At 68.9% G+C, this 21,132-nt stretch carries 22 protein-coding genes; 9 read left to right on the top strand and 13 right to left on the bottom strand.

The features are described 5' to 3' along the window. Positions 1–402: 402 nt before the first annotated feature. Complete coding sequence (locus tag FB547_RS30475; protein WP_145747357.1) at positions 403–600, top strand: hypothetical protein; 198 nt, start codon at positions 403–405, stop codon at positions 598–600. Between the two features lie 44 nt (positions 601–644). After that, entirely contained in the window at positions 645–1,358 is a 714-nt protein-coding gene (locus tag FB547_RS30480) for a UdgX family uracil-DNA binding protein (protein WP_145747358.1), read from the top strand. Here the strand turns inward: FB547_RS30480 and FB547_RS30485 are convergent. Together FB547_RS30485 and FB547_RS30490 are read right to left on the bottom strand one after the other, a co-directional pair. Next, positions 1,322–1,930: an alpha-ketoglutarate-dependent dioxygenase AlkB gene (locus FB547_RS30485; RefSeq protein ID WP_145747359.1), complete on the bottom strand. Its 609-nt coding sequence runs from the start codon at positions 1,928–1,930 to the stop codon at positions 1,322–1,324. The genes FB547_RS30480 and FB547_RS30485 overlap by 37 nt on opposite strands. Further along, entirely contained in the window at positions 1,917–4,259 is a 2,343-nt protein-coding gene (locus FB547_RS30490) for a helicase C-terminal domain-containing protein (RefSeq protein ID WP_145747360.1), read from the bottom strand. The genes FB547_RS30485 and FB547_RS30490 overlap by 14 nt, the downstream gene beginning before the upstream one ends. Before the next feature lie 148 nt (positions 4,260–4,407). On the opposite strand from FB547_RS30490, the gene FB547_RS30495 reads away from it, so the two are divergent. The 5 genes from FB547_RS30495 to FB547_RS30515 all read left to right on the top strand — a co-directional run bounded on the left by FB547_RS30495 (position 4,408) and on the right by FB547_RS30515 (position 11,029). Continuing rightward, positions 4,408–7,914: a response regulator gene (locus tag FB547_RS30495; protein ID WP_145747361.1), complete on the top strand. Its 3,507-nt coding sequence runs from the start codon at positions 4,408–4,410 to the stop codon at positions 7,912–7,914. Next, the gene (locus tag FB547_RS30500) at positions 7,911–8,765 is read left to right on the top strand and encodes a CheR family methyltransferase (protein ID WP_145747362.1); all 855 of its coding nucleotides are present in this window, start codon (positions 7,911–7,913) and stop codon (positions 8,763–8,765) included. Before FB547_RS30495 ends, FB547_RS30500 begins: the two co-directional genes overlap by 4 nt. Next, positions 8,762–9,367 (top strand): chemotaxis protein CheB, encoded by a 606-nt coding sequence (locus tag FB547_RS30505; protein WP_145747363.1) that lies wholly within the window; start codon positions 8,762–8,764, stop codon positions 9,365–9,367. Before FB547_RS30500 ends, FB547_RS30505 begins: the two co-directional genes overlap by 4 nt. Beyond that, positions 9,357–10,577: a hybrid sensor histidine kinase/response regulator gene (locus FB547_RS30510; RefSeq protein WP_145747364.1), complete on the top strand. Its 1,221-nt coding sequence runs from the start codon at positions 9,357–9,359 to the stop codon at positions 10,575–10,577. The genes FB547_RS30505 and FB547_RS30510 overlap by 11 nt, the downstream gene beginning before the upstream one ends. 74 nt (positions 10,578–10,651) lie before the next feature. Continuing rightward, the gene (locus FB547_RS30515) at positions 10,652–11,029 is read left to right on the top strand and encodes a response regulator (protein WP_261380457.1); all 378 of its coding nucleotides are present in this window, start codon (positions 10,652–10,654) and stop codon (positions 11,027–11,029) included. 4 nt (positions 11,030–11,033) lie between these two features. Here FB547_RS30515 and FB547_RS30520 read toward each other — a convergent pair whose 3' ends face one another. After that, positions 11,034–11,390 carry a hypothetical protein gene (locus FB547_RS30520; RefSeq protein ID WP_145747366.1) on the bottom strand — a complete coding sequence of 119 codons (357 nt, stop codon included), beginning with the start codon at positions 11,388–11,390 and terminating at the stop codon, positions 11,034–11,036. Between the two features lie 125 nt (positions 11,391–11,515). Next, entirely contained in the window at positions 11,516–12,463 is a 948-nt protein-coding gene (locus tag FB547_RS30525) for an adenylate/guanylate cyclase domain-containing protein (RefSeq protein WP_145747367.1), read from the bottom strand. 236 nt (positions 12,464–12,699) lie between these two features. On the opposite strand from FB547_RS30525, the gene FB547_RS30530 reads away from it, so the two are divergent. Further along, positions 12,700–12,972: a hypothetical protein gene (locus tag FB547_RS30530; RefSeq protein WP_261380458.1), complete on the top strand. Its 273-nt coding sequence runs from the start codon at positions 12,700–12,702 to the stop codon at positions 12,970–12,972. A gap of 22 nt (positions 12,973–12,994) precedes the next feature. Here the strand turns inward: FB547_RS30530 and FB547_RS30535 are convergent, their stop codons facing one another. The 8 genes from FB547_RS30535 to FB547_RS30570 form a co-directional block, all read right to left on the bottom strand. After that, positions 12,995–13,948 carry an LD-carboxypeptidase gene (locus tag FB547_RS30535; protein WP_145747369.1) on the bottom strand — a complete coding sequence of 318 codons (954 nt, stop codon included), beginning with the start codon at positions 13,946–13,948 and terminating at the stop codon, positions 12,995–12,997. Next, positions 13,945–15,054 carry a tRNA adenosine(34) deaminase TadA gene (gene tadA / locus FB547_RS30540; RefSeq protein ID WP_145747370.1) on the bottom strand — a complete coding sequence of 370 codons (1,110 nt, stop codon included), beginning with the start codon at positions 15,052–15,054 and terminating at the stop codon, positions 13,945–13,947. The genes FB547_RS30535 and tadA overlap by 4 nt, the downstream gene beginning before the upstream one ends. Next, positions 15,044–15,247, bottom strand: coding sequence for a hypothetical protein (locus FB547_RS30545; protein ID WP_145747371.1), 204 nt, complete (start codon positions 15,245–15,247; stop codon positions 15,044–15,046). The genes tadA and FB547_RS30545 overlap by 11 nt, the downstream gene beginning before the upstream one ends. Position 15,248: 1 nt before the next feature. After that, complete coding sequence (locus FB547_RS30550) at positions 15,249–15,893, bottom strand: FMN-binding negative transcriptional regulator (RefSeq protein WP_145747372.1); 645 nt, start codon at positions 15,891–15,893, stop codon at positions 15,249–15,251. Positions 15,894–15,937: 44 nt separating this feature from the next. Next, positions 15,938–16,636: an ankyrin repeat domain-containing protein gene (locus FB547_RS30555; protein ID WP_145747373.1), complete on the bottom strand. Its 699-nt coding sequence runs from the start codon at positions 16,634–16,636 to the stop codon at positions 15,938–15,940. Beyond that, entirely contained in the window at positions 16,636–17,139 is a 504-nt protein-coding gene (locus FB547_RS30560; RefSeq protein ID WP_145747374.1) for a GlcG/HbpS family heme-binding protein, read from the bottom strand. The genes FB547_RS30555 and FB547_RS30560 overlap by 1 nt, the downstream gene beginning before the upstream one ends. A 138-nt stretch (positions 17,140–17,277) precedes the next feature. After that, entirely contained in the window at positions 17,278–17,919 is a 642-nt protein-coding gene (locus tag FB547_RS30565) for a response regulator transcription factor (RefSeq protein ID WP_145747375.1), read from the bottom strand. Continuing rightward, entirely contained in the window at positions 17,916–19,415 is a 1,500-nt protein-coding gene (locus FB547_RS30570; protein ID WP_145747376.1) for an ATP-binding protein, read from the bottom strand. Before FB547_RS30570 ends, FB547_RS30565 begins: the two co-directional genes overlap by 4 nt. 61 nt (positions 19,416–19,476) lie before the next feature. On the opposite strand from FB547_RS30570, the gene FB547_RS30575 reads away from it, so the two are divergent. After that, a complete protein-coding gene (locus FB547_RS30575) occupies positions 19,477–20,550 on the top strand; it encodes a DUF72 domain-containing protein (protein ID WP_145747377.1) in 1,074 nt (357 codons plus the stop codon). Here FB547_RS30575 and FB547_RS30580 read toward each other — a convergent pair. After that, positions 20,547–21,047: a RidA family protein gene (locus FB547_RS30580; protein ID WP_145747378.1), complete on the bottom strand. Its 501-nt coding sequence runs from the start codon at positions 21,045–21,047 to the stop codon at positions 20,547–20,549. The genes FB547_RS30575 and FB547_RS30580 overlap by 4 nt on opposite strands. Positions 21,048–21,132 lie beyond the last annotated feature (85 nt).

The raw sequence follows: 21,132 nt of genomic DNA on the forward strand, positions 1-21,132 counted from the left end.
AGGCGCGGGATCGTATCGGTGCAGGTCCGGCACGGCAAACCGCCGGTGCGGGCATCGAAATGCGGGCACTTGAGCGACGTTGGCCGGGATAGAACACCCGTTCGGATCAACCTCGTGCAACCGGGCCGCTTGATGTGCAGAGGCCGGCCCGGGAAGCCATTGCAAGTTGTCTTGGGGACGACAAAGATTTCCGCGGAGTATCGAGTTCTCACCCCGATCGAGGTGGTGATTCTCCGGATCGGACAGCTGAATGGCAGATATCGGCTATTGGCAAGTCCCCCCCCGCCGTGCCCGCGCATGAGGCTTGGACGACGCCCGCGGTGGGCCAATTCCGACACCAGCGGGCATGCGCGGCGCGGACAAATAAATGTCCAACCATCCATTCATTCGAAGGAGCAGCCCATGTCCAAGACGAACCCCAACACGCCCGACGAGCGTGGTTCGTTGCCTCCCCAGCACAACAAGGCCGGCCACCAGAGCCCGACACCGCGCAACGAGCCGCGCCGCACCACCGAGAGCCGCCACGACCGCGAAAGCCACATCGGCGGCAGCAACCAGAGCCAGTCGCGGCGCGGCGGTGGCGGCGGTTCCACGCATTGAGGGTGGTGGCCGCTTGAACCCCAACGGCGCACCGGAGCCGGCCCATGTCCCATCGCAACGAGGCCACGGCAGCGCTGAAGGCCCTCGGCATTGCGACCGACGCCTGCCGCGAATGCCCGCTGGGCGCGCATGCAACCCAGTCGGTGTTCGGTGAAGGCCCGGTTGGCGCGGCGCTGATGGTGGTGGGCGAGCAGCCGGGCGACAAGGAAGACCTGGTCGGCCGCCCCTTCGTGGGCCCGGCCGGCAAGCTGTTCGACCGTGCGGTGGCCGAGCTCGGCTGGTCGCGCGAGAAGCTCTACGTGACCAATGCGGTGAAGCACTTCAAGTACGAGCCACGCGGCAAGCGCCGCATGCACAAGACCCCGGGCCAGCGCGAGGTGGAAGCCTGCCACCACTGGCTCGAAAGCGAGATCGAACTCGTGCAGCCGCGCGCCTGCATCGCGCTCGGCGGCACGGCCGCGCGCTCGCTGCTCGGCCGACCCGTCGCGGTGATGAAGGAGCGCGGCCAATGGATCGAGAATGCGCAGACAGGCCGCCGCGTTTTGGTCACGCTGCATCCCTCCGCCCTGCTGCGCGGCGATCCACTGCAGCGCGAAGCAGCCTGGGAAGCCTGGCTCAAGGACCTGTCGGTGGCTTCGGAGCTGATGAAGAAAGCCGGGGCCAGGCGCCCGGCCGAAAAGCAGCCCGCCGCGGAAAAACCCGCGGCAAGACCCGCCGCAGGTCACGCGCGGCGCCGCGTGCGCATGGTGATGGAATAGCGCAGCGCCTCGGTCGGCGCGATGCTGTGCTGCCAGGCCCAGCGCGCTTCGCCGCGCAGCATGTAGATGGAGCGCGGCTCGATCAGCAACTGGAGGCTGGCGGGCGCGGTGGCGCTGGCCGGTGGATAGGGCCGCAGCTGCATCACCGCGCTGCTGCGCAGCGAAACCCCCACGATGTCCTCGAAGTCCGGCACGTCGCGGTGCCAGCCGAGCGGCGTGCCGGGCCGGTATTCGGAGATCAGCACATGGGCGAAATCCTCGGGCGCCATGCCCATCCATGCCGCCACCCGCGCGCGCAGCGGGTGAAGCGCGGGCGGCACGGCCGTGCCCGGACGCAGCTGGTGCTTGTCGAAGTCGTAGCTGCCGCCAAAGCTGATGCCGCGGCGGCGCGCGGTGTATGCCTTGTAGCGCATCTCGCGCAGCTCGAAGCCCTGCACGAGGCGCAGCAGCTCGGCTTCCTCGGTGCGGGTGAGGAATTCGCGCTCGTAGCCCAGGCCTTCGATGGCGGCCGCGGGCGCCTCGCCGAACAGGTCGGGCTCGTCAGCGAGCTGGATGTGCCTAGCGGAGCGCATCGAAGAAATCCTCCCCTTCATCGGCATGCGCCGGCCCGCCCAGGCGCAGCTCCCACCAGGGCGGCAGCAGCTGCCGGATCTCGGCGCGCGCGAAGCGGTCGTCCAGCAGGTGCAGCACGCCGCTGTCCTGCTCGGTGCGAATGACGCGGCCGGCCGCCTGCACCACTTTCTGCAGGCCCGGATAGAGGTAGGTGTATTCGTAGCCCTTGCCGAAGCGCGCCTGCATGCGCTCGCGCGTGATCTCGTTGAGTGCGTTGTGCTGCGGCAGGCCGAGGCTTGCCACAAAGGCGCCGATCAGCCGGCTGCCGGGCAGGTCGATGCCTTCGCCGAATGCGCCGCCGAGCACGGCAAAGCCGATGCCCTGGCCTCCCTCCTCGAAGCGCGCGAGAAAGCCATGGCGATCGGCCTCGGCCATGCCGCGCGTCTGGGCCCACACGGGCACGCCGGGGTGCCTGGCCAGGAAGGCCGCGCAGGCTTTTTCAAGGTAGTCGAAGCTGCTGAAGAACGCGAGGTAGTTGCCCGGCATGCGCTCGAACTGGTCGCCGATGATCCCGGCCACGCGAGCGAGCGAGCCCGCGCGGTCGCGAAAACGCGTCGACACGTTCATGGCCACCTCCACGCGCAGCTGCTGGCTGCGGAATGGCGAGGCCACGTCGAGCAGCATGGTCTCCGGCGGCAGCCCCAGCGCGTCGCGGTAGAACTCGAAGGGCGACAAGGTGCCGGAAAAACAGGTGACCGATGCGGCATCCGCGAAGCGCGGCTCGAGGAATGGCGCCGGCACCAGGTTGCGGATCGCGAGGCTGCGCTGCTGATGGTCGTGCGCAGGGCCCAGCGTGCACTCGAAGATCGAGTGGTCGTCGAAGGCATCGGCCAGCCGGGCAAACTGCAGCGCATCGAAGAAGAAGCGCTGCAGCGGACCTTGCGCCGCGTCGGGCGTGGCCGCGAAGTACTCGCCCATGGCCGTGTTGGCGGCCTGCAGCGTGCGAGCGAAGCGCTCGGGAATCTCGTCGGCCGTGTCGTAGGGTTCGGTCTGTGCCTGCTGCACCGTGTCCCATTCGCGGTACAGCCGGCCCAGCGCGCCGCGCACCGAGGCGGGCGCCACGCGGTGCGCGTCTTCCAGCGCCAGGCCGTCGAGCCGCGCGGTGTACATGCCGCGCGCGCGCTCCAGCAGGTTGTGCGCCTCGTCCACCAGCACCGCCGCGCGCCATTCGGCGTCCTTCATGGTGGCGTAGAGAAAGGCGCTGCCATCGAAGTAGTAGTTGTAGTCGCCCACGATCAGGTCGCACCAGTGCGCCATTTCCTGCGCGAGGAAATAAGGGCACACGGTGTGCGCCAGCGCAATTCTTCGCAGCGCCTGCCGGTCGAGCCTGGCGGCCTGCGCGGCTTCTTCGCGCGCGGCGGGCAGGCGGTCGTAGAAGCCCTTGGCGAGCGGGCAGGCATCGCCGTTGCAGGCCCGGTCGGGGTATTCGCAGACTTTTTCGCGCGCGGTGAGCTCGAGCACCCGCACCTGCGCGCAGTCCTTGCCCAGCACGCCGACGGCCTCCAGCGCCACGGCCCGGCCCGAGGTCTTGGCGGTGAGAAAGAAGATCTTGTCGATCCTGCGCGCGGCCCGCGCCTTCAGCAGCGGAAAGATGGTGGCCAGCGTCTTGCCGATGCCGGTGGGCGCCTGCGCCATCAGGCAACGCGCGTTGACGGCGGCGCGATAGACGGCCTCGGCCAGTTCGCGCTGGCCGGGCCGGAACGAGCCATGCGGAAACGCCAGCTGACCGAGCGCACGGCCGAGCGCCGCATGGTGCGCGGCCTCGCTCTGCGCCCAGGCGCTGTAGCGCGCGCACAGAAGCTCGAAATGCGCCTGCAGCTCGGCCCGCGCGTGCGGCTCTTCCAGCACGGTTTCCTCGCCGGTGCCGAGGTCCAGGTACACCAGCGCCACGGTGATGTGCTCGTAGCCGTGCATCTCGCAGAGCATCCAGCCGTAGCAGCGGGCCTGGGCCCAGTGCAGCGCCCGGTGGTTGCCGCGGATGGCGTCGAAGTCGCCGCGGAAGGTCTTGATTTCCTCGACGCGGGGTTCGCCCGGGTCGTGCCCGTCGGCACGGCCGCGAACCGTGAGCGCGCCGCATTGCGAGCGCAGCGGCACTTCGCTCTCGTAGCCGTCGCCACGCCGGCCTTGCACCAGCGCGTGGCCGGCCATGCCTTCGAGCGCGCTGGGCGCAGGCACGAAACGCAGGTCGAGGTCGCCGGCCTTGGCACCGAAGGCACACAGGGCCTTGACGGATACGGTGCGAGCATCGGGCGCCGGTGCCGGCGACTTTGGAGGAAGATCCGTGGTCACGCTGATGCTGTACAAAACAACAGTATAGCGAGGCCGCGCCTGCCCCGCGACCCACGCGCGAGAAAAGTGGTATCGGGGCCTTCTCCGACAGCTGGTGCACCGAAATTCGGCAAAACTTCAAAGGTTTTGCTTACAAATATTTGATGGAATGAAGATGCCGACCGCGATCGATCCCGACGACTTCGACCGCCTGCTGAGCCGCAACCTGAAATGGCCGCTGCTTGGCGGGCTGGTCGGCGCGCTGGTGTTCGTCAGCTTGATCGTGTTCCTGCTGGTAACCATCAGCCGGGTCGAGCAAACCGACCAGGTGACGCGCAGCGCCAGCGAACTGCAGGCCCGCAGCATCGACATGGAAACCGGCCTGCGCGGTTTCCTGATCACCGGCGAGGAAAGCTTTCTCGAGCCCTACCAGAGCGCGCTGCCCCGGATCAAGAGCGACACCGCCGCGCTGCGCGAACTGGTGCTGGACAACCGGCAGCAGGCCGAGCGGGTCGAGCGCATCGCGGCGCTGCAGGAGGCCTGGAACGGGTTCGCGGAAGACCTGATCGCCCTGCGCCGCGCCGGCGGCAACTACCAGCAAGGGGTGCGCCAAGGCCGGGGCAAGCAGCTGCGTGCCGACATGCGCACCGAGTTCACCGCCTTCATGGACACCCAGGCGGGCCTGCGCTTTCAGCGCAACGAAGAGGTCAACCGCACGGCCTGGCTGGTGGTGGCCGTGTTCCTGCTCTTCACGCTGGTGTTCACCGGCATGGTGGCCTACTTCGGCCGCCGGCAGCTGATGCGGCTGTCGGGCAGCTACGACGCGGTGCTGCGCGACCAGGCCGCCCACGCCGAACAGCTGGCGCAGCAGGCGTGGCTGCGCAGCGCGCAGACCGAGCTGGTCGGAGAGCTCGTGGGCGAGCTGAACGCCAACGACCTCGGCCGCAAGGTCCTGGCCTTTTTCTCGCGGCACCTGGGCAGCGCGGTCGGCGCGCTGTACGTGCGCGAGCGGCAGGGCACGCTGCGCCGCGCGGCGAGCTACGGCTTCTCGATGGAAGCCGAGGCTTCGCCGCAGGTGTTCTCGCCGACCCAGAGCCTGGTCGGCCAGGCGGCCGCGGAACGGCGCCGCATGCTGGTGGAGCCGATCCAGGCCGACTACCTGAAGGTCAACTCGGGCCTGGGCGAGATGGCGCCCACGGCGGTGCTGCTGGTGCCGGTGTCGAGCGACGGCGTGGTGAACGGCGTGGTCGAACTCGGCCTGCCGGCCGTGCCCGATGCGCGCACCAACGAGCTGCTCGACCTGGTGGCCGAGGACATCGGCGACTCCCTCGCGGCGGCGCGCTACCGCGAGCAGCTGCAGGACGCGCTGGCCGAAACGCAGCAGCTGAACGAGGAACTGCAGGTGCAGCAGGAAGAGCTGCGCACCGCCAACGAAGAACTCGAGGAGCAGTCGCGTGCGCTGCGGGCTTCGCAGGCCATGCTGGAGAACCAGCAGGCCGAACTGGAACAGACCAACAGCCAGCTCTCCGAGCGCACCGAGGCGCTCGACCAGCGCAATGCGGCCCTGCGCCGCGTGCAGCGCGACCTGGAAGACCGCGCCGACGAACTGCAGCGCGCCAGCCGCTACAAATCGGAGTTCCTGGCCAACATGTCGCACGAGCTGCGCACGCCGCTCAACAGCGCGCTCATCCTGGCCAAGCTGCTCGCCGACAACCCGCAGGGCAACCTGAGCCCCGAGCAGGTGAAGTTCGCGGAATCGATCTACTCGTCGGGCAACGACCTGCTGGTGCTGATCAACGACATCCTCGACATCTCCAAGGTCGAGGCGGGCAAGCTCGAAGTGGTTGTCGAAGAGGTGGCGCTCGGCAAGCTCGCGCAGAGCCTGGAGAGCACCTTCAGGCCGCTGGCCGCCGAGAAGCAGCTGGCCTTCCGCCTGGAGATGCGGCCCGGCTCGCCCGCCACGCTGGCCACCGACCGCCACCGCGTCGAGCAGATCCTGAAGAACCTGCTCTCCAATGCGATCAAGTTCACCAACAGCGGCGAGGTGGCGCTCACGGTTTCCGCGGCTGCGAACGGCGGCGCGGTCTTCGCGGTGAGCGATTCGGGCATCGGCATTGCGCCCGAGCAGCAGGAGCTGATCTTCGAAGCCTTCCAGCAAGCCGACGGCACCACCAGCCGACGCTACGGCGGCACCGGCCTGGGACTTTCGATCTCGCGCGACCTCACGCGCCTTCTGGGCGGCACGCTCACGCTGCAAAGCCGGCCCGGCCAGGGCAGCACCTTCACGCTGCAGCTGCCGGCTGCCGCGCCGCAGGTCTCGCCACAGGCCCCGCAACAATCAGCTCGGCCCCCTGCTCCGGCGCCCGCCAGCTCCGCAGCGGCGCGCACGCCCTTCCCTGCCGCGCACCCCACGCCCGCCGCACCATCGCTGCCCGTTGCCGTGCCGCCGCCCTCCTTTGCCGACGACCGCACGCTGCCGCCCGACCAGGTGCGCCGGGTGCTCGTGATCGAGGACGAGCCGCAGTTCGCGCACATCCTCTACGACCTGGCGCATGAACTCGGCTACCGCTGCCTGGTGGCCCATGGCGCGGCCGACGGCTTCGAGCTGGCGCACCAGTTCCTGCCCGATGCCATCCTGCTCGACATGCGCCTTCCGGACAGCACCGGGCTCGGCCTGCTGCAGCGCCTGAAGGATTCGCCGCAGACGCGCCACATTCCGATCCACGTGGTCTCGGCCGCCGACGACGCGCAGGCCGCCGCCCTGCACATGGGCGCCATCGGCTATGCGCAGAAGCCCGCCACGCGCGCCGAGCTGATGCAGGTGTTCGCCCGGCTCGAGGAAAAGCTCGCGCAGAAGGTCAAGGCCGTGCTGCTGGTCGAGGATGATGCGCTGCAGCGCGAAAGCGTGATCCGGCTGATCGGCGACGAAGACATCGAGATCGCCGCCGTGGGCTCCGGCGAAGAGGCGCTCGAACTGCTGCGCAGGCGCGTCTTCGACTGCATGATCACCGACCTGCACCTGCCCGACATGCAGGGCAGCGAGCTGCTCAAGCGCATGGCGTCGGAAGAGATCGTCTCGTTCCCGCCCGTGATCGTCTACACCGGGCGCAACCTCACGCGCGACGAGGAAGCCGAGCTGCAGCGCTATTCGCGCTCCATCATCATCAAGGGCGCACGCTCGCCGGAACGCCTGCTGGACGAGGTCACGCTGTTCCTGCACAAGGTCGAGGCCGAACTGTCCAGCGAGCGCCAGGGCATGCTGAAGGCGGCGCGCGGGCGCGACCGCATCTTCGAGGGCCGCACCATCCTGCTGGTGGACGACGACGTGCGCAACCTCTTTGCGCTCACGAGCGCGCTGGAGCAGCGCGGCGCGGCGGTCGAGATCGGCCGCAACGGCCGCGAGGCGCTCGAAAAGCTCGACCAGGCGCGCGAGATCGACCTGGTGCTGATGGACGTGATGATGCCGGAAATGGACGGCCTGGAGGCCACGCGCCGGCTGCGCGCGGACCCGCGCTTCGAGAAGCTGCCCGTGATCGCCATCACCGCCAAGGCCATGAAGGACGACCGCGAGCAGTGCCTGGCCGCGGGCGCCAGCGACTACCTGGCCAAGCCTGTGGATTTGGAGCGCCTGGTCTCGCTTCTGCGCGTGTGGATGCCCAAAATGGAGCGGCTGTGAACCCCGATGCCGCTGCCCTGTCCCTGACCTCCGCGTTGAGCAACACGGAGATCGAGCTGCGGCTGCTGATGGAAGCCATCTACCTGCGCTACAGCTACGACTTCCGCAACTACACCGTGGCTTCGCAGAAGCGCCGCGTGCTGCACGCGCTGGCACAGCTCGGGCTGCCGAGCATTTCAGCGTTGCAGGAGAAGGTGCTGCGCGATCCGCTGCTGTTCGGCCGGCTGCTCGAGTACCTGACGATTCCCGTGAGCGAGATGTTCCGCGATCCGGCCTACTTTCTTGCGCTGCGCCGGCACGTGGTGCCGATCCTGCACACCTATGCATCCCTCAAGGTGTGGGTGGCGGGCTGCAGCACCGGCGAGGAAGTCTTTTCGCTGGCCATCCTGCTGCGCGAGGAAGGCCTGCTCTCCCGCACGCAGATCTATGCCACCGACATCAACCCCGGCTCGCTCGAGAAGGCGCGCCAGGGCATCTTCCCGATCGAATCGATCCGCGGCTACACGGCCAACTACCAGCGCGCCGGCGGCCGCAGTTCTTTCTCCGACTACTACACCGCGGCCTACGACGCCGCGCGCTTCGACCCGGCGCTGTGCGCCGACGTCATCTTTGCCGACCACAGTCTGGCCACCGACAGTGTCTTTGCCGAGACGCAGCTCGTCTCGTGCCGCAACGTGCTCATCTATTTCAACCGCGAGTTGCAGGACCGGGCACTCGGGCTGTTCCACGAGTCGCTCTGCCACCGCGGCTTCCTGGGCCTGGGCGCGAAGGAGAGCATCGACTTCTCGAGCTATGCCGATCGCTTCGACGTCCATTCGCAGCCAGAGCGCATCTACCGAAAGGCCACATGAAGCCGAATGCTCGCCAAACCCCTGCGCGGCGCGTCGAAGCCGTGGTGGTCGGCGCGTCTGCGGGCGGCATCGAGGCGCTGCTGGCGCTCCTGCACGGCATTCCGCCGCCGTGGCGGCTTCCGGTGGTGGTCGTCCTGCACCTGCCCGAAGGCCATCAGAGCCATCTGGCCGAGATCTTTGCCGAGCGGCTGCACATGCCGGTGCATGAGGCCGCCGACAAGATGCCGATCGCGCCCGACAGCCTGTATTTCGCGCCGCCCGGCTATCACCTGTCGATCGAGCGCGATCGATGCTTTTCGCTCAGCTGCGAGCCGCCCGTGCACTTTTCGCGGCCGTCGATCGACGTGCTGATGGCTTCGGCCGCCGATGCCTACGGCCCCGCGCTGGCCGGGTTCCTGCTCACGGGCGCGAACCACGACGGCGCCGAAGGCCTCTTGCGCATTCACATGGCCGGCGGCATCACCGCCGTCCAGGACCCGGAGGAAGCCCAGATTCCCATCATGCCCCGGGCAGCCATTGCCCGCCATTCCCCCGATCACGTGCTTGCCCTGCGCGAGCTTCGCACATTGCTGCTGCAACTGGAGTCCGCCCATGCCCATTGACGTCGAAAGCAAGCTGCTGATCGTCGATGACCTGCCCGAGAACCTTCTTGCGCTCGAAGCCCTGATCCGCGGCCCGGGCCGTGCGGTGTACCGCGCGGGCTCGGCCGAGGAGGCGCTTGCGCTGCTGCTCGACCACGAGTTCGCGCTGGCCATCCTCGACGTGCAGATGCCCGGCATGAACGGCTTCGAGCTGGCCGAGCTGATGCGCGGCACGGAGCGCACGCGGCACATCCCGATCATCTTCGTGACGGCGGCGGGCCGCGATTCGAACTACGCCTTCCAGGGCTATGAAAGCGGCGCGGTCGACTTCCTCTACAAGCCGCTCGATCCGCATGCCGTCACCGGCAAGGTCAACGTGTTCGTCGACCTGTACCGCCACCGCAAGGCGCTGCGGCACGAAATGAATGCGCTCGCGGTGGCCAACCAGAAGCAGGAAGAGCTGGTCCAGCAGCTGCGCCACACGCAGCACGAACTCGAACGCGCGGTGCGCATGCGAGACGACTTCATGTCGATGGTCTCGCACGAGCTGCGCACGCCGCTCAACACCCTGTACCTCGAAACGCAGTTGCGCCAGGTCCAGGTGTCCAGGGGCAAGCTGGAGTCCTTTTCCGCGGATCGCCTTCCCGCCATGATCGAGCGCGACCAGCGGCAGATCCGCAACATGGTGCGGCTGATCGACGACATGCTCGACGTCACGCGCATGCGAAGGGACGCGCTGTCGATCCAGCCCAAGCCGGTCGACCTTGTCGCGCTCGCGCGGGCCGTGGTGGAAGGCCTCAGGCAGCAGGCCGAAGCCGCGGGCTCGGTCATCGCGCTGGAAGCACCGCGCGAGCTGCGCGGCGTGTGGGACGAGTTCCGCATCGAGCAGGTGCTGACCAACCTGCTGACCAATGCACTGCGCTACGGCGGCGGCAAGCCCGTGGAGATGATGCTGTGGGAGCGGGACGGCGCCGCGCACATCACCGTGCGCGACCAGGGCATCGGCATTGCGCCCGAAGACCAGCAGCGCATCTTCGAGCAGTTCGAACGCACCGACGACAGCCGCAAGCATGCGCCCGGCCTTGGGCTCGGGCTCTACATCACGCGCAAGATCGTGGGCCTGCACGGCGGGCGCATCGAGGTGGAGAGCCGGCCCGGCGAAGGTGCGGTGTTCCATGTCGAGCTGCCGCTGCAGGCCGCCGCGAAGACTGCGACGCAAGTGCGGGCGTAGGCGCCCTCCTACTGCGCGGAAGGCGATTGGCCGGGATACTGGGTGGATACAAATTGCTTGAAAGCCACCTCCCAGTGAACGTGCTGATCGTCGACGACAACGAAGCCGCGGCAGACCTGCTGCAGGAACTGCTGACGCTGCAGGACCATACCGCCCGCTGCACCTACACGGCGCAACAGGCCATGGATGCGGCGGCCGAGGAGCGCTTCGACGCGGCGCTCATCGACCTCACGCTGCCCGACTTTCCCGGCACCGAGGTGGCGCGGCGGCTGCGTTCGGCCGCAGCGGACCGTGGCCCTCGGCTGCTCGTCGCCATTTCGGGCTTTTCGGAGGAAGAGGCGGCCGGCGCCGCGGCGCGGAACCTGTTCGACCACCACCTTCAGAAGCCCATCGACATGGGCGAACTCTCCGCCATCCTGTCCGCGCCGCGCCGCGCTGAGCGAGGCACCTAGCCGTTCAGTCCCGGTCTTCGTAATCCCGGTCGTTGTCCCATTCGTCGCCGTTCGGCGGGCGATACGGGTAGCCCGGCCCGTAGTAGATCCGTCCGGGCGGCGGCGCATAGACGGGTGCCGGCCGGTAGTACACGGGCGGCGGCGGACGGTAGTAGACCGGCGGGGCCGGCGCGTAGTAGATCGGCGCCGGATAGTAGGCAGGCGGCGGCACGTAGTACGGCGCCGGATAGCCACCCGCCCCGATCTGCACCGACCAGCTGCCGCGCGCGCTGGCCGCGCCCGCGGCGAGCAGCGCACTGGCCGCCATCGCGCCAAGGGCCACCCATTTGAAGACAGAAGAACGCTTGTTTTTGACTTTCACTGCAGCTCCCTTGAAAAGGCGCTGACGGCCAGCACCCATGGTGGTTGCAACGCCCGACGCACTCTGCGAGTGCACCTGCCGCCTCGCCGGATCGTTGCCAAACGTCACTGCGCGGCCGATGCCGCTCAGCTCGTGATCTCGCGGCGCGAAAGCTGCACTTCGGCGCCGGCGGTATTGAACGCAATCGTCGGTGCGGTGAAATCGCTCAGCGGCGCGCCCAGGCCGATTTCGCCGCGCCCGTGCAGCACGCATTCCTCGCGCCTGAGCGCCACTTCCTGGCTCGGCCCGCCGTTGCCGTGAAACCGGACCCAGGTGCCGTAGGTGCTCAGGTCGGTCAGCACGCAGCTGCCATGCCGCAGCTCGATGCGTGCATGCAGCCTGGAGACGCGCGGATCATTGACCACGAACTGCGCATCGCTCACGCGCCCGAGGTGGATCGGCAGTTCTTCGGTGCGGAAGGTGGACCGCACATCGAGCCACGCCAGCTCGATCTGTCCCAGCGAAGAATCGGGCAGCCGCAGCGGCGTCAGCGCGGCCGGCAGCGTGAGGAACGAAGTCATTTCCTCCTGCCAGTCGATGCGGTGGACGGCCGACATCTCGCTGCGCCCGCGAATGGTGATGAGCCCCAGGTCGCGATGCCGAACGCCGGTTTCGCCCAACTGCGCGATCGCCGCATCGGTGGCCCAGATCTGCCCGGGCCCCGCCAGGTCGCTCAGACGCGACGCCAGGTTGACGGCATCGCCGAAGCAGTCGCCCTCGACCTCGACCACCTCGCCGCTTGCAACGCCGATCTGCAGCGCCATGCGCAGCGGCACGGGCCAGGTCATGAGGCGCTTCTGGTGATGGCGCTGCAGTTCGATCACTGCCTGCGTGGCGGTGGCCGCATTCGAAAAAATGGCGAACACGCCATCGCCGAGCGACTTCACGACCCTGCCGCCGTGTGCCTGGCAGACGCCGCCGATCCATTGGGTCAGCCGCGTCACCGTGTCGGTGGCGCGTGCATTTCCCATGGCTTCGAAAACCCTGGAGCTTCCGGTCAGGTCTGCGAATACGACTGTGGAATTGACGTCCATGCTGTGACAGCGGCTTGTTTATATTACTTTTGTACTCAAACCCTTATGGCAGCTTTAAGTGCAACGTAAAGTGTGTTGTTTACAAACAAGAAACAGTGTTTCAGAACTTGTGATTCGCGCGCCCGAGGCTTAAGGTAGCGACCGTCCTGGCTCCCGGCAATACGCCTTTAGTCCACATGCTGCCTCTTCGTCGTTTTTTCCGCCTCCTCGGAATTCCCGGTATCGGGTCTCCCCGGGTGGGAGAGAACCAGCTGGGACGCATCCGGGCCGCCATGCTGTCGGTGCTGCAGGCGCATGGCGAGCACTCGGTCCAGCGCGTGGCGCAGCGCGTGCGCTTTGCATCCGATGTGGAAGCGCTCTGGTACCTGCGGCAGGACGTGATGGTTGCGCTGAGCGCCATCGACGGCGAAGCCGCAGCCCGCCGCCAGATGAAAGCCATCAACAGCATGTTCAAGGGCGGCCTGCCCGGCTCGATGGGCCCGCGCGCCCATCAGCGCTTCACCCACTGAAGGATACCGCGGCAGCTCGCGTTCAATGCGCATGGCCGTGGTCGTGGCCGTGGCCGCCATGCCGGTGGCCCCACACCATGAAGACGTCGCGTCCTTCGGCCGCCAGCTCGACCTTCGCGCCCACGGGCAACAGCACCTTGGTCGGCACGTGCCCGAAAGGCAGGCCCGTGAGCACGGGCACCTTGAGCGTGGCTCGCAGCCGGTCGACCACCGCTTCGAACCCGAAGCCGCGGTCGTAGCCCGGCACCTTGCGCATGCCCGTGAACTGGCCGAAGACGATGGCGCGCTGCCTGGCCAGCACGCCGGCCATGCGCAGCTGGTCGAGCATGCGCTCGATGCGGTAGGGATGCTCGTTGACGTCCTCGATGAAAAGCACGCCCTTCTCCACTGCGGGGAAATAAGGTGTTCCGAGCAGGCTCGCGAGCACGCACAGGTTGCCGCCCCACAAGGTGGCGTCGTGCACGGGCTTCAGCTTCAGGCCGGCATCGCGCACCGGCATGCGCCAGCCGGTGCCTTCGCCCTGCCCGCTTGCCAGGTCGCCGAAGCAGGCTTCCATGATGTCGTCCGCGCCGCCTTCGGCACCGAAGTCTTCGCCGACGGCGGGGCCGGCCCAGGTCACGGCGCCGGTCTTGGCGAAGAGTGCGCACTGCAGCGCGGTGAAGTCGCTGAGGCCGACGAATTCGGTGCCGCGCCCGATCGCCTTGGCCACGGCCTTGTAGGGAATCGCGTCGAGGATGCGCGTGAGTCCGTAGCCGCCGCGTGCGATCAGTGCAATGTCGGCGCTGCTTGCGGCTGCGCGGCTGATGGCAGCGAGGCGCGTGGCGTCGTCGCCCGCAAAGCGCTGGTGCACGGCCAGCGCGGCTTCGTCGATTTCGACCTCGTAGCCCAGCGCCTTGAGTCTTGCCACGCCGCGCCGGAAGGCGGCCTTGTCGCGAATCGCGCTGGAGGGGGAATAGATGTAGATGTGTTTGCTCACGGCGTCGAGTATCCCATTGCGTTGCGCACCTCCTGGGCGAGCAGCGCAGCCTGCTGCGCATTCGGGCCGGACGAGGACGCCATGGGACCGAGCGCGCGCAGCGCGGCCTGGTAGCCGCGGTCGGGGAACGGCGTGCGCCATGCATCGCCCACCGGCTCGCCGCCTTCGGGCGCGAGCAGCACGGCTGCAAACAGGCCGCCCCTTCCGGCCTGCAGCCGTGTGGCCAGGCCGGTGGCCGCGGCGCTGTGCACCAGCACCATCGGCGGCGGCTGCAGGCGGTCGAGCCATTCGTTCAGGACCTGGCAGTGCCATTCGATGCGGTGCGCCGCTTCGCGCTTGGGCTTGTCGCTCTTGCCGAAGCCGATCAGGTCAGGCACCAGCGTGCGCAGCCCGGGCGCCCCGACGAGGTGGCGAAAGAAGTAGCCCCATTCGCCCGGACCATGAAGGCACAGGCAGGCGGCGGCCGAACCGTCCCGCGGCCCCTCGTCGAGGTAGTGCATGCGCCAGCCCTGCAGGCTGGGCAGGTCATGGATGTAGCGCGGCTCGAAGGCGTAGCCGGCGAGCGCACCGAAACGCTCGGGCGGCGTGCGCAACGCGTCGTCGCGCAGGGGCTCCGCCTGCTCGCGCGCCGCATCGCGGCGCTGCTGGAAGAAGCCTTGCAGCAGCGCGCTGCACTCCGCGGCCAGCACGCCGCCCTGCACCTGCGTGCGGTGGTTCAGCCGGGGTTCGGCAAACAGATCGAGCACCGAGCCGGCCGCGCCGGTCTTGGGGTCGGCCGCACCGAACACCACGCGCGCGAGCCGCGCATGCAGCATGGCACCTGCGCACATCGCGCAGGGCTCGAGCGTGACGAACAGCTCGCAGCCGTCGAGCCGGTAGTTGCCGAGCGCGGCGGCGCCGGCGCGCAGCGCGTTGATCTCGGCATGGGCACTCGGGTCGTGCTGCGCGACCGGCGTGTTGCGCCCGGTGGCGACGAGCTGCCCGTTCCTGACCAGCACCGCGCCGACCGGCACCTCGCCTGCCTCGGCCGCAAGGCGCGCCTCGGCCAGCGCGAGCGCCATCCAGTGCGCATCGCCCATGGGCTTGGAAGCGGACTCAGTTGTCATCCGGCATCTTGCGCGCCTGCGCCGCGGCGTCGAGCGCTTCCTTGACCTGCTTTTGCACCTGCTGGGCCTGCGTGCGCGCATCGGCGGGCGCCTCGCCGGCCGCGGGCGCGGCAACGCTGGTGAGCTGCTTCTTCGCCACCACCCCGGCGATCACGAGCGCCAGCAGCAGGCCGGCCAGTCCGAACATGCGCATCTCAGCTTCCTTCCGCCACGGGCGCTTCGGCCGTCATGCCCAGGCGCTCCATCCACACGGCCAGCGCCTTCTCGTCGGGCGTGCCGGCGCTGTAGACGGCATGCATGGCGGCGTGCGATTCGCGCCGGTGCTGGTTCAGCTTGACCTTGCATTGCAGTGCGCTCACGCGCAGCTCGAATCCGACGATGCCGGCCAGCATCTTGAGCTGGAACTCCTCGCCCAGGTCGCGCCATTGCTGCGCATAGCCGGGCTCGTGCTCGCCGATGAGCTTCTTGAGCAGCGCGTCCTTGGCCGCGGGCTCCTCGATCAGACTAGCCTGGACGGTGCAATGCACCACCAGGTAGTTCCAGGTCGGCACGCGCGCGAGGTCCGGATAGACCGAGGGCGACAGGTAGGCATGCGGACCGAGAAAGGTGGCCACCGCCTGCGGCCGCGCCTGCAGATGGCGCCAGTGCGGATTGGGCTTGGCGCAGTGGCCCAGCAGCACCAGCTGGCCACCCTCCTGCTGCTCGGCCACCAGCGGCAGGTGGGTGACGTAGGGCAGGCCTTCGTCGTCGGTCGAGATCAGGCTGGCGAAGGGATGTGCGCGCATCAGCTCCAGCGCGATGGCCGGGTCCTTGGCGTTGAATTGCGGCGGCATGTACATGGGGCAATTTCCTCGTGGTGAGGCTCGATTGTCCCCGAGCCGTCCTATCGTGCGCGCGGCGTTTCCAGCAGCTTCACCATGGCCGTGTAGCCGCGGGCCCGGGCCAGCTGGAGCGGCGTGTTGCCTTGCCGGTCCGCCAGCGAGAGGTTGGCGCCCGCATCGATCAGTGCGGCCAGCGTGCGTTGGTGGCGCGGGCCGCCGTCGCCGAGCACGATCGATTCGATCACTGCCGTCCAGTGCAGGTTGTTGACATGGTCGAGCGGCGCGCCGGCCGCGATCAGCTGGCGCACCACTTCGTCATGGCCCAGGTGCGCGGCGGCAATGAGCGCGGTGCCGTCGTAGCGGCTCGTCACCTGTCCGGCCTTCGCGCCGAGCGACAGCAGCAGCGCGAGCGTCGCGGCGTCGTCGGCCACCGCGGCGATGGTGACGGCGTCGTAGCGGTCGTCGTCGAGCAGGTCGAGGTTTGCGCCGGCCTTGGCAAGCAGCTTCACCGCCTCGCGCTGCCGGGCATGCGTGGCAACGTGCAGGGGCGTGCGGCCCCGCGCGTCGCGCGTGTCGAGATTGGCGCCGGACGCGATCAGGCCCTTGAGCCTGGGCAGGTCGCCCTGCCAGGCCACGCGGTGCAGCCCTTCATAGGCCAGCAGCTCGGCCGCCTGTGGCGGCACCTGGGCCGACGCACCAGCCGATGCGCCCAACCCAAGCGCGACTGCCAGCAGCCCGGACCAGATGCCATGCTTCATCATCAGCCCAGCTGGCCCTTGACCTTCTCGATGGCGGCGTTGGCGCACTGGTCGTCCAGGTGGCCGCCCGGCGCACCGCCGACGCCCACGGCGCCGATCACTTCGTTGCCCGACTTCACCGGCACGCCGCCGCCCAGCAGCAGGAAGCCCGGCAGGTACGCCAGGTTGGCGGCGCCCGGATTCTTCTGCGCACCTTCCATCATGGCCTGCGTCGCGCTCTTGGCCGATGCCGAGGTCCATGCCTTGCGCTCGCTCGACGCCAGCGTGTGCGGGCCGGCGTTGTCGGCGCGCTGCATGGCGCGCACGGTGCCGGCGCGGTCGACCACGGTGGCGGCCACGTTGTAGCCGTTGGCGGCGCAGGCGGCCACGGCTTCGGCCGCGATCTGGTTGGCCAGCGCGAGCGAGATGTTCTTTTCGGTGCGCACCGCGGGTGCTGGCGCCTGGGCCTGGACGGCCGATGCAGCGAGCAGGATGGCGAGGGCGCCGAAGCGAAGGTTGGGACGCATTTTTCGTTTTCTCCAGTGAATGCAGGGTGAATGGCGCCGGCCGTTTGCCGGCGGCTGCGCCACTGTAGAAAACACTGCCCGCCGCAGCCATTCGTACGGCTACGCCCGACGCTCCGTAGTTCTACGGAGCGCCCACGTTCAGCCTTCGCCGGCCACCAGCACCGCGTAGCGCCGGATCAGCTGCGCGAGCGAATCGCAGTCGAGCTTGGCGAACAGGTTGGCGCGGTGCGTCTCGACCGTGCGCGGCGACAGCGCAAGCGTGCGCGCAATCTCCTTGTTGGTCAGGCCCTGCACGATGAAGGCAAGCACCTCGCGCTCGCGCTCCGACAGCTGCGCCACGCGCTCGCGCGCTGCGTTGTCGGCCTGCGAGCGCTCGCGCGAACGCACATGCTGGCGCACCGCCTGCTGCAGGGCTTCGAGCAGTTGCTCGTCGTCCACCGGTTTCTCCAGGAACTCGGCCGCGCCGGCCTTGAAGGCGCGGCGGCACATCTCGACCGTGCCGTGGCCCGTGAGCATGATCACCGGCTGGTCGACGCCCTGCGCCATGAGCCGGTCGAGCACCGTGAGGCCGCTGATGCCGGGCATGCGCACGTCGAGCACGATGGCGCCGACGCTCGCGCGGTCGAAGCCGTCGATGAAGGCCTGCGGATCGGCCCAGCCCTGCACCCGCAGGCCGACCGTGCCGATCAAGAGCGACAGGCTGTCGCGCACCGCCTGGTCGTCGTCGATGAGATGGATCAGCGGCGATTGCGGCTGGTGGATGGCCGAGGTGTTGTTCATGCCATGCGCTCCGTGGATGCTGCCACCAGCGGCAGCAGCAGCGTGAAGCGTGCGCCGCGCGGCGCGGCATTGGCCGCGGAGAGGCTGCCGCCCATGCCGCTCGCCAGCGTTTCGCTGAGGCTCAGGCCAAGGCCCAGGCCGCCTTCGCGTGTGCTGAAGAAGGGCTCGAAGAGGCGCGGCATGGCTTCGGGCGCGATGCCGCGTCCGTTGTCGGTCACGGTCAGCACGCCCTCCTGGCCGTTGCGACCGACAGAAACGGAAAGGCGGCGTTCGGACGCAGGCACCAGGTCGAGCGCCTGCAAGGCGTTCATCAGCAGGTTGTGCACGATCTGCTCGAGCGCCACCGCTTCGGCCTGCACGCGCACCGGCGCCTGCGCGGTGGCGTCGAACTGCGCCGCAACGCCGCGCTGCGCGAACTCGGGCGCCAGCAGGTGCATGGCGCTGCGTACCACCTCCTGCAGCACCAGTGGCTTCACGTCGCCGCCGGCTTCGGGGCGTTCGATGACGCGGCGCAGTCGCCCGACCACGCCGGCCGCGCGGCGCGCCTGCTCCACGGCTTGCCCCATGGCATTGCGCGCCGTGGCCAGGTCGGGCGGATCGTCGTCGAGCAGCCGGCGCGCGGCCTGTGCATTGGCCAGCACGGCCGTGAGCGGCTGGTTCAGCTCGTGCGCCAGGCCCGCCGAAAGCTCGCCCAGGGCATTGAGCCTTGCGACCTGGCCAAGGCGCAGCAGCTCTTCGGCCCGGCGGCGCGCGATGCGCTGGCGCTGCGCGGTCCACAGGCCGGCCAGCAGCAGCGCCGCCGCCAAGGCCCAGCCGGCGATGCTGCGCCATGGCAGCTCGGCCCAGCCCACGTGGCGCTCGGCCACCACGTCGAAAGGCTGGCTCGGCGAGGCCAGGGGTTTGGTGAGGGCAAAGCGCCAGCCGCCCGCGTCCGCTTGCGCCGCGCGCCCCGGCTGCAGCTCGAACTGCTGCGCGCCGCGCTGCAGGCTCACGCGCACCGGGCTTCGCTTCGGGTCCATCGGCCAGTCGCGCCACGGCACCGAGCCGGCGAGGTCGATCTCGAGGGCGTAGCTGGCGGGCGTGGCGCCCATCACGAGCTGGTAGCGGCCCTGCGCGAGGTCCAGCTCCGCCAGCTCGGCGCGGCGCTCGCTGCGTGAACGCGCTTCCGCAGCCGCCAATGCGGCGGCCTGCTTCTCGTCGGGCCAGGCCTGGTCGCGTTCGCGCCGCTGCACGCGCAGGATCGACGGATAGACCGATGGCAGGCGCTGCTCCGGGCGGTCCGCACCGTCGCCGGGTTCGAGCAGCGCGAGCGTGGCCAGCACCGCGTCGTACTGCACCACCTGCTGGCTCAGGAGCCGGTGCGCGATGCGCGCGTCGGTCTCGAAATCCTGCTGCAGCTGCGCGAGCTCGGTGCGCGCGAGCCACACCGCGCCCACGGCCGTGAGGGCCAGCCATGCCAGCCACCAGCCACCCTGCGTGCGCAACCACTGTTTCATGGCGCGGATTGTGCCCGGCGCGGCGAGGCCGCCCGATGTTGGCCGAGAATGCGGCCCCAACATGGCTGATGAAGTGCAGGACTCCCTTTTCCCCGATCTTCCGCGCCCGCCCGAGGCGCATTCCACGGTGCCGCCAGAGGCCGAGCCGCCTGTGAAGAAGAAGCCGCGCGGCGCCACGGTGGAACCGGCGCCCGCCGATCCGGCACTGGTCGAGCTGGCCGCGGCGCTCCCTTCCGGCCTGCGGCTCGGCACCTCTTCATGGCGCTATCCTGGCTGGGCCAATCTCGTCTGGGATGGCGACTACGCCGAAACGGTGCTGTCGAAGAACGGACTGTCCGCCCTCGCCCGGCATCCGCTTTTCCGCACGGTGAGCCTGGACCGCAACTTCTACCGCGCGCTCACTGCGAGCCAGTACGCGCGCTACGCGGCCATGGTGCCCGACGACTTCCGCTTCGTGGTGAAGGCGCCGAGCCTCGTGACCGACGCCACCGTGCGCGACGAGAGCGGCCGCGGCACGCAGGCCAACCCGGTGTTCCTGAACAGCGAGATCGCGATCCAGGAATTCGTGCAGCCGGCGCTCGAAGGCCTGGGCCACCGCATCGGTGCGCTGGTGTTCCAGCTGAGCCCGATTCCCGCGCAACTGCTGGCCGACCAGCCCGCGCTGCTCGCGCGCCTCGGCGAGATGCTCGAAGCCTTGCCCAGCCTGAAGCCGACAGCGCCCGATGCCGTGATCGCGGTCGAGGTGCGCGACCCGCAGCTGCTCTGCCCTGCCTTTGCCGACATGCTTCGCAGTGTGGGCGCCACCTTCTGCATGGGCCTGCATGCCAAGATGCCGCCGATCGAAGACCAGCTGCCGATGCTGCGCGCGCTCTGGCCCGGACCGCTGGTGTGCCGCTGGAACCTGCACCGCCGCCACGGCCGCTTCGGCTATGAAGATGCGGAAAAGCTCTATGGTCCGTTCGACAGGATCGTCGATCCCGATCCCGAGACCCGCGAGGCGCTGGCCCGCGTGATCGCGGGCACCACCGGCGCGGGCCAGCTGGCCTACGTCACCGTGAGCAACAATGCCGAAGGCTGCGCACCGTTGACGATCGCCTCGCTCGCGCGAGACATCGCCGGCCTGTCCAAGCGCTAACTGCTGCGGCCTGCATTGTCCTTGGCTGCCACCGTCATCTCCAGCTCCACGCTCGCATTCTTCGGCAGCGCATAGACGCCGACGGCCGTGCGCACATGCACGCCAGCCTCGCCGAACACACGGTGCAGCAGCTCGGACGCCGCATCGGCCACCTCGCTCTGCTGCGTGAAATCGGCCGTGCACTGCACGAAGACCCCGACGCGCAGCACCTTCTCGATGCCGTCGAGCGAGCCGAGTTCGCGCCGCAGCAGGGTCAGGCAGCGCAAGGCGCAGATCTGCGCGGCCTCGCGGGCCTTGCCGAGCGGCACCTGGTCGCCCACGCGGCCGGTGACGACCACCGTGGTGCCCACGCGCGGCACCTGGCCGCTGGTGTAGAGCGTGCGGCCGTCACGGGCGATGGGTGCGTAGTTGCCGCCGGCAATGAGCTCGCCCTCGAAGCTGTGGCCCAGCTCGGCGGCAATCCGGTCGGCAATCTGGTCTCGGGTTTGCGATGTCATTCGGCTTCCGTTCAATGAAGCTTCATTGTCGCCATCCGCTCCTTGAAGAACAGATACAGATCGCATGGACGCGAGGCACAACAGG

The sequence above is a fragment of the Variovorax beijingensis genome, assembly GCF_007828835.1.
GTDB classification, from domain to species: Bacteria; Pseudomonadota; Gammaproteobacteria; order Burkholderiales; family Burkholderiaceae_C; genus Variovorax; species Variovorax beijingensis_A.

Bases quoted from the DNA above. Each gene is read 5' to 3' on its own strand.
- FB547_RS30475 (WP_145747357.1), top strand. From the start codon at position 403: ATGTCCAAGACGAACCCCAACACGCCCGACGAGCGTGGTTCGTTGCCT.
- FB547_RS30480 (WP_145747358.1), top strand. From the start codon at position 645: ATGTCCCATCGCAACGAGGCCACGGCAGCGCTGAAGGCCCTCGGCATT.
- FB547_RS30485 (WP_145747359.1), bottom strand. From the start codon at position 1,930: ATGCGCTCCGCTAGGCACATCCAGCTCGCTGACGAGCCCGACCTGTTC.
- FB547_RS30495 (WP_145747361.1), top strand. From the start codon at position 4,408: ATGAAGATGCCGACCGCGATCGATCCCGACGACTTCGACCGCCTGCTG.
- FB547_RS30505 (WP_145747363.1), top strand. From the start codon at position 8,762: ATGAAGCCGAATGCTCGCCAAACCCCTGCGCGGCGCGTCGAAGCCGTG.
- FB547_RS30510 (WP_145747364.1), top strand. From the start codon at position 9,357: ATGCCCATTGACGTCGAAAGCAAGCTGCTGATCGTCGATGACCTGCCC.
- FB547_RS30525 (WP_145747367.1), bottom strand. From the start codon at position 12,463: ATGGACGTCAATTCCACAGTCGTATTCGCAGACCTGACCGGAAGCTCC.
- tadA (WP_145747370.1), bottom strand. From the start codon at position 15,054: ATGACAACTGAGTCCGCTTCCAAGCCCATGGGCGATGCGCACTGGATG.
- FB547_RS30545 (WP_145747371.1), bottom strand. From the start codon at position 15,247: ATGCGCATGTTCGGACTGGCCGGCCTGCTGCTGGCGCTCGTGATCGCC.
- FB547_RS30550 (WP_145747372.1), bottom strand. From the start codon at position 15,893: ATGTACATGCCGCCGCAATTCAACGCCAAGGACCCGGCCATCGCGCTG.
- FB547_RS30555 (WP_145747373.1), bottom strand. From the start codon at position 16,636: ATGATGAAGCATGGCATCTGGTCCGGGCTGCTGGCAGTCGCGCTTGGG.
- FB547_RS30560 (WP_145747374.1), bottom strand. From the start codon at position 17,139: ATGCGTCCCAACCTTCGCTTCGGCGCCCTCGCCATCCTGCTCGCTGCA.
- FB547_RS30565 (WP_145747375.1), bottom strand. From the start codon at position 17,919: ATGAACAACACCTCGGCCATCCACCAGCCGCAATCGCCGCTGATCCAT.
- FB547_RS30570 (WP_145747376.1), bottom strand. From the start codon at position 19,415: ATGAAACAGTGGTTGCGCACGCAGGGTGGCTGGTGGCTGGCATGGCTG.
- FB547_RS30575 (WP_145747377.1), top strand. From the start codon at position 19,477: ATGGCTGATGAAGTGCAGGACTCCCTTTTCCCCGATCTTCCGCGCCCG.
- FB547_RS30580 (WP_145747378.1), bottom strand. From the start codon at position 21,047: ATGACATCGCAAACCCGAGACCAGATTGCCGACCGGATTGCCGCCGAG.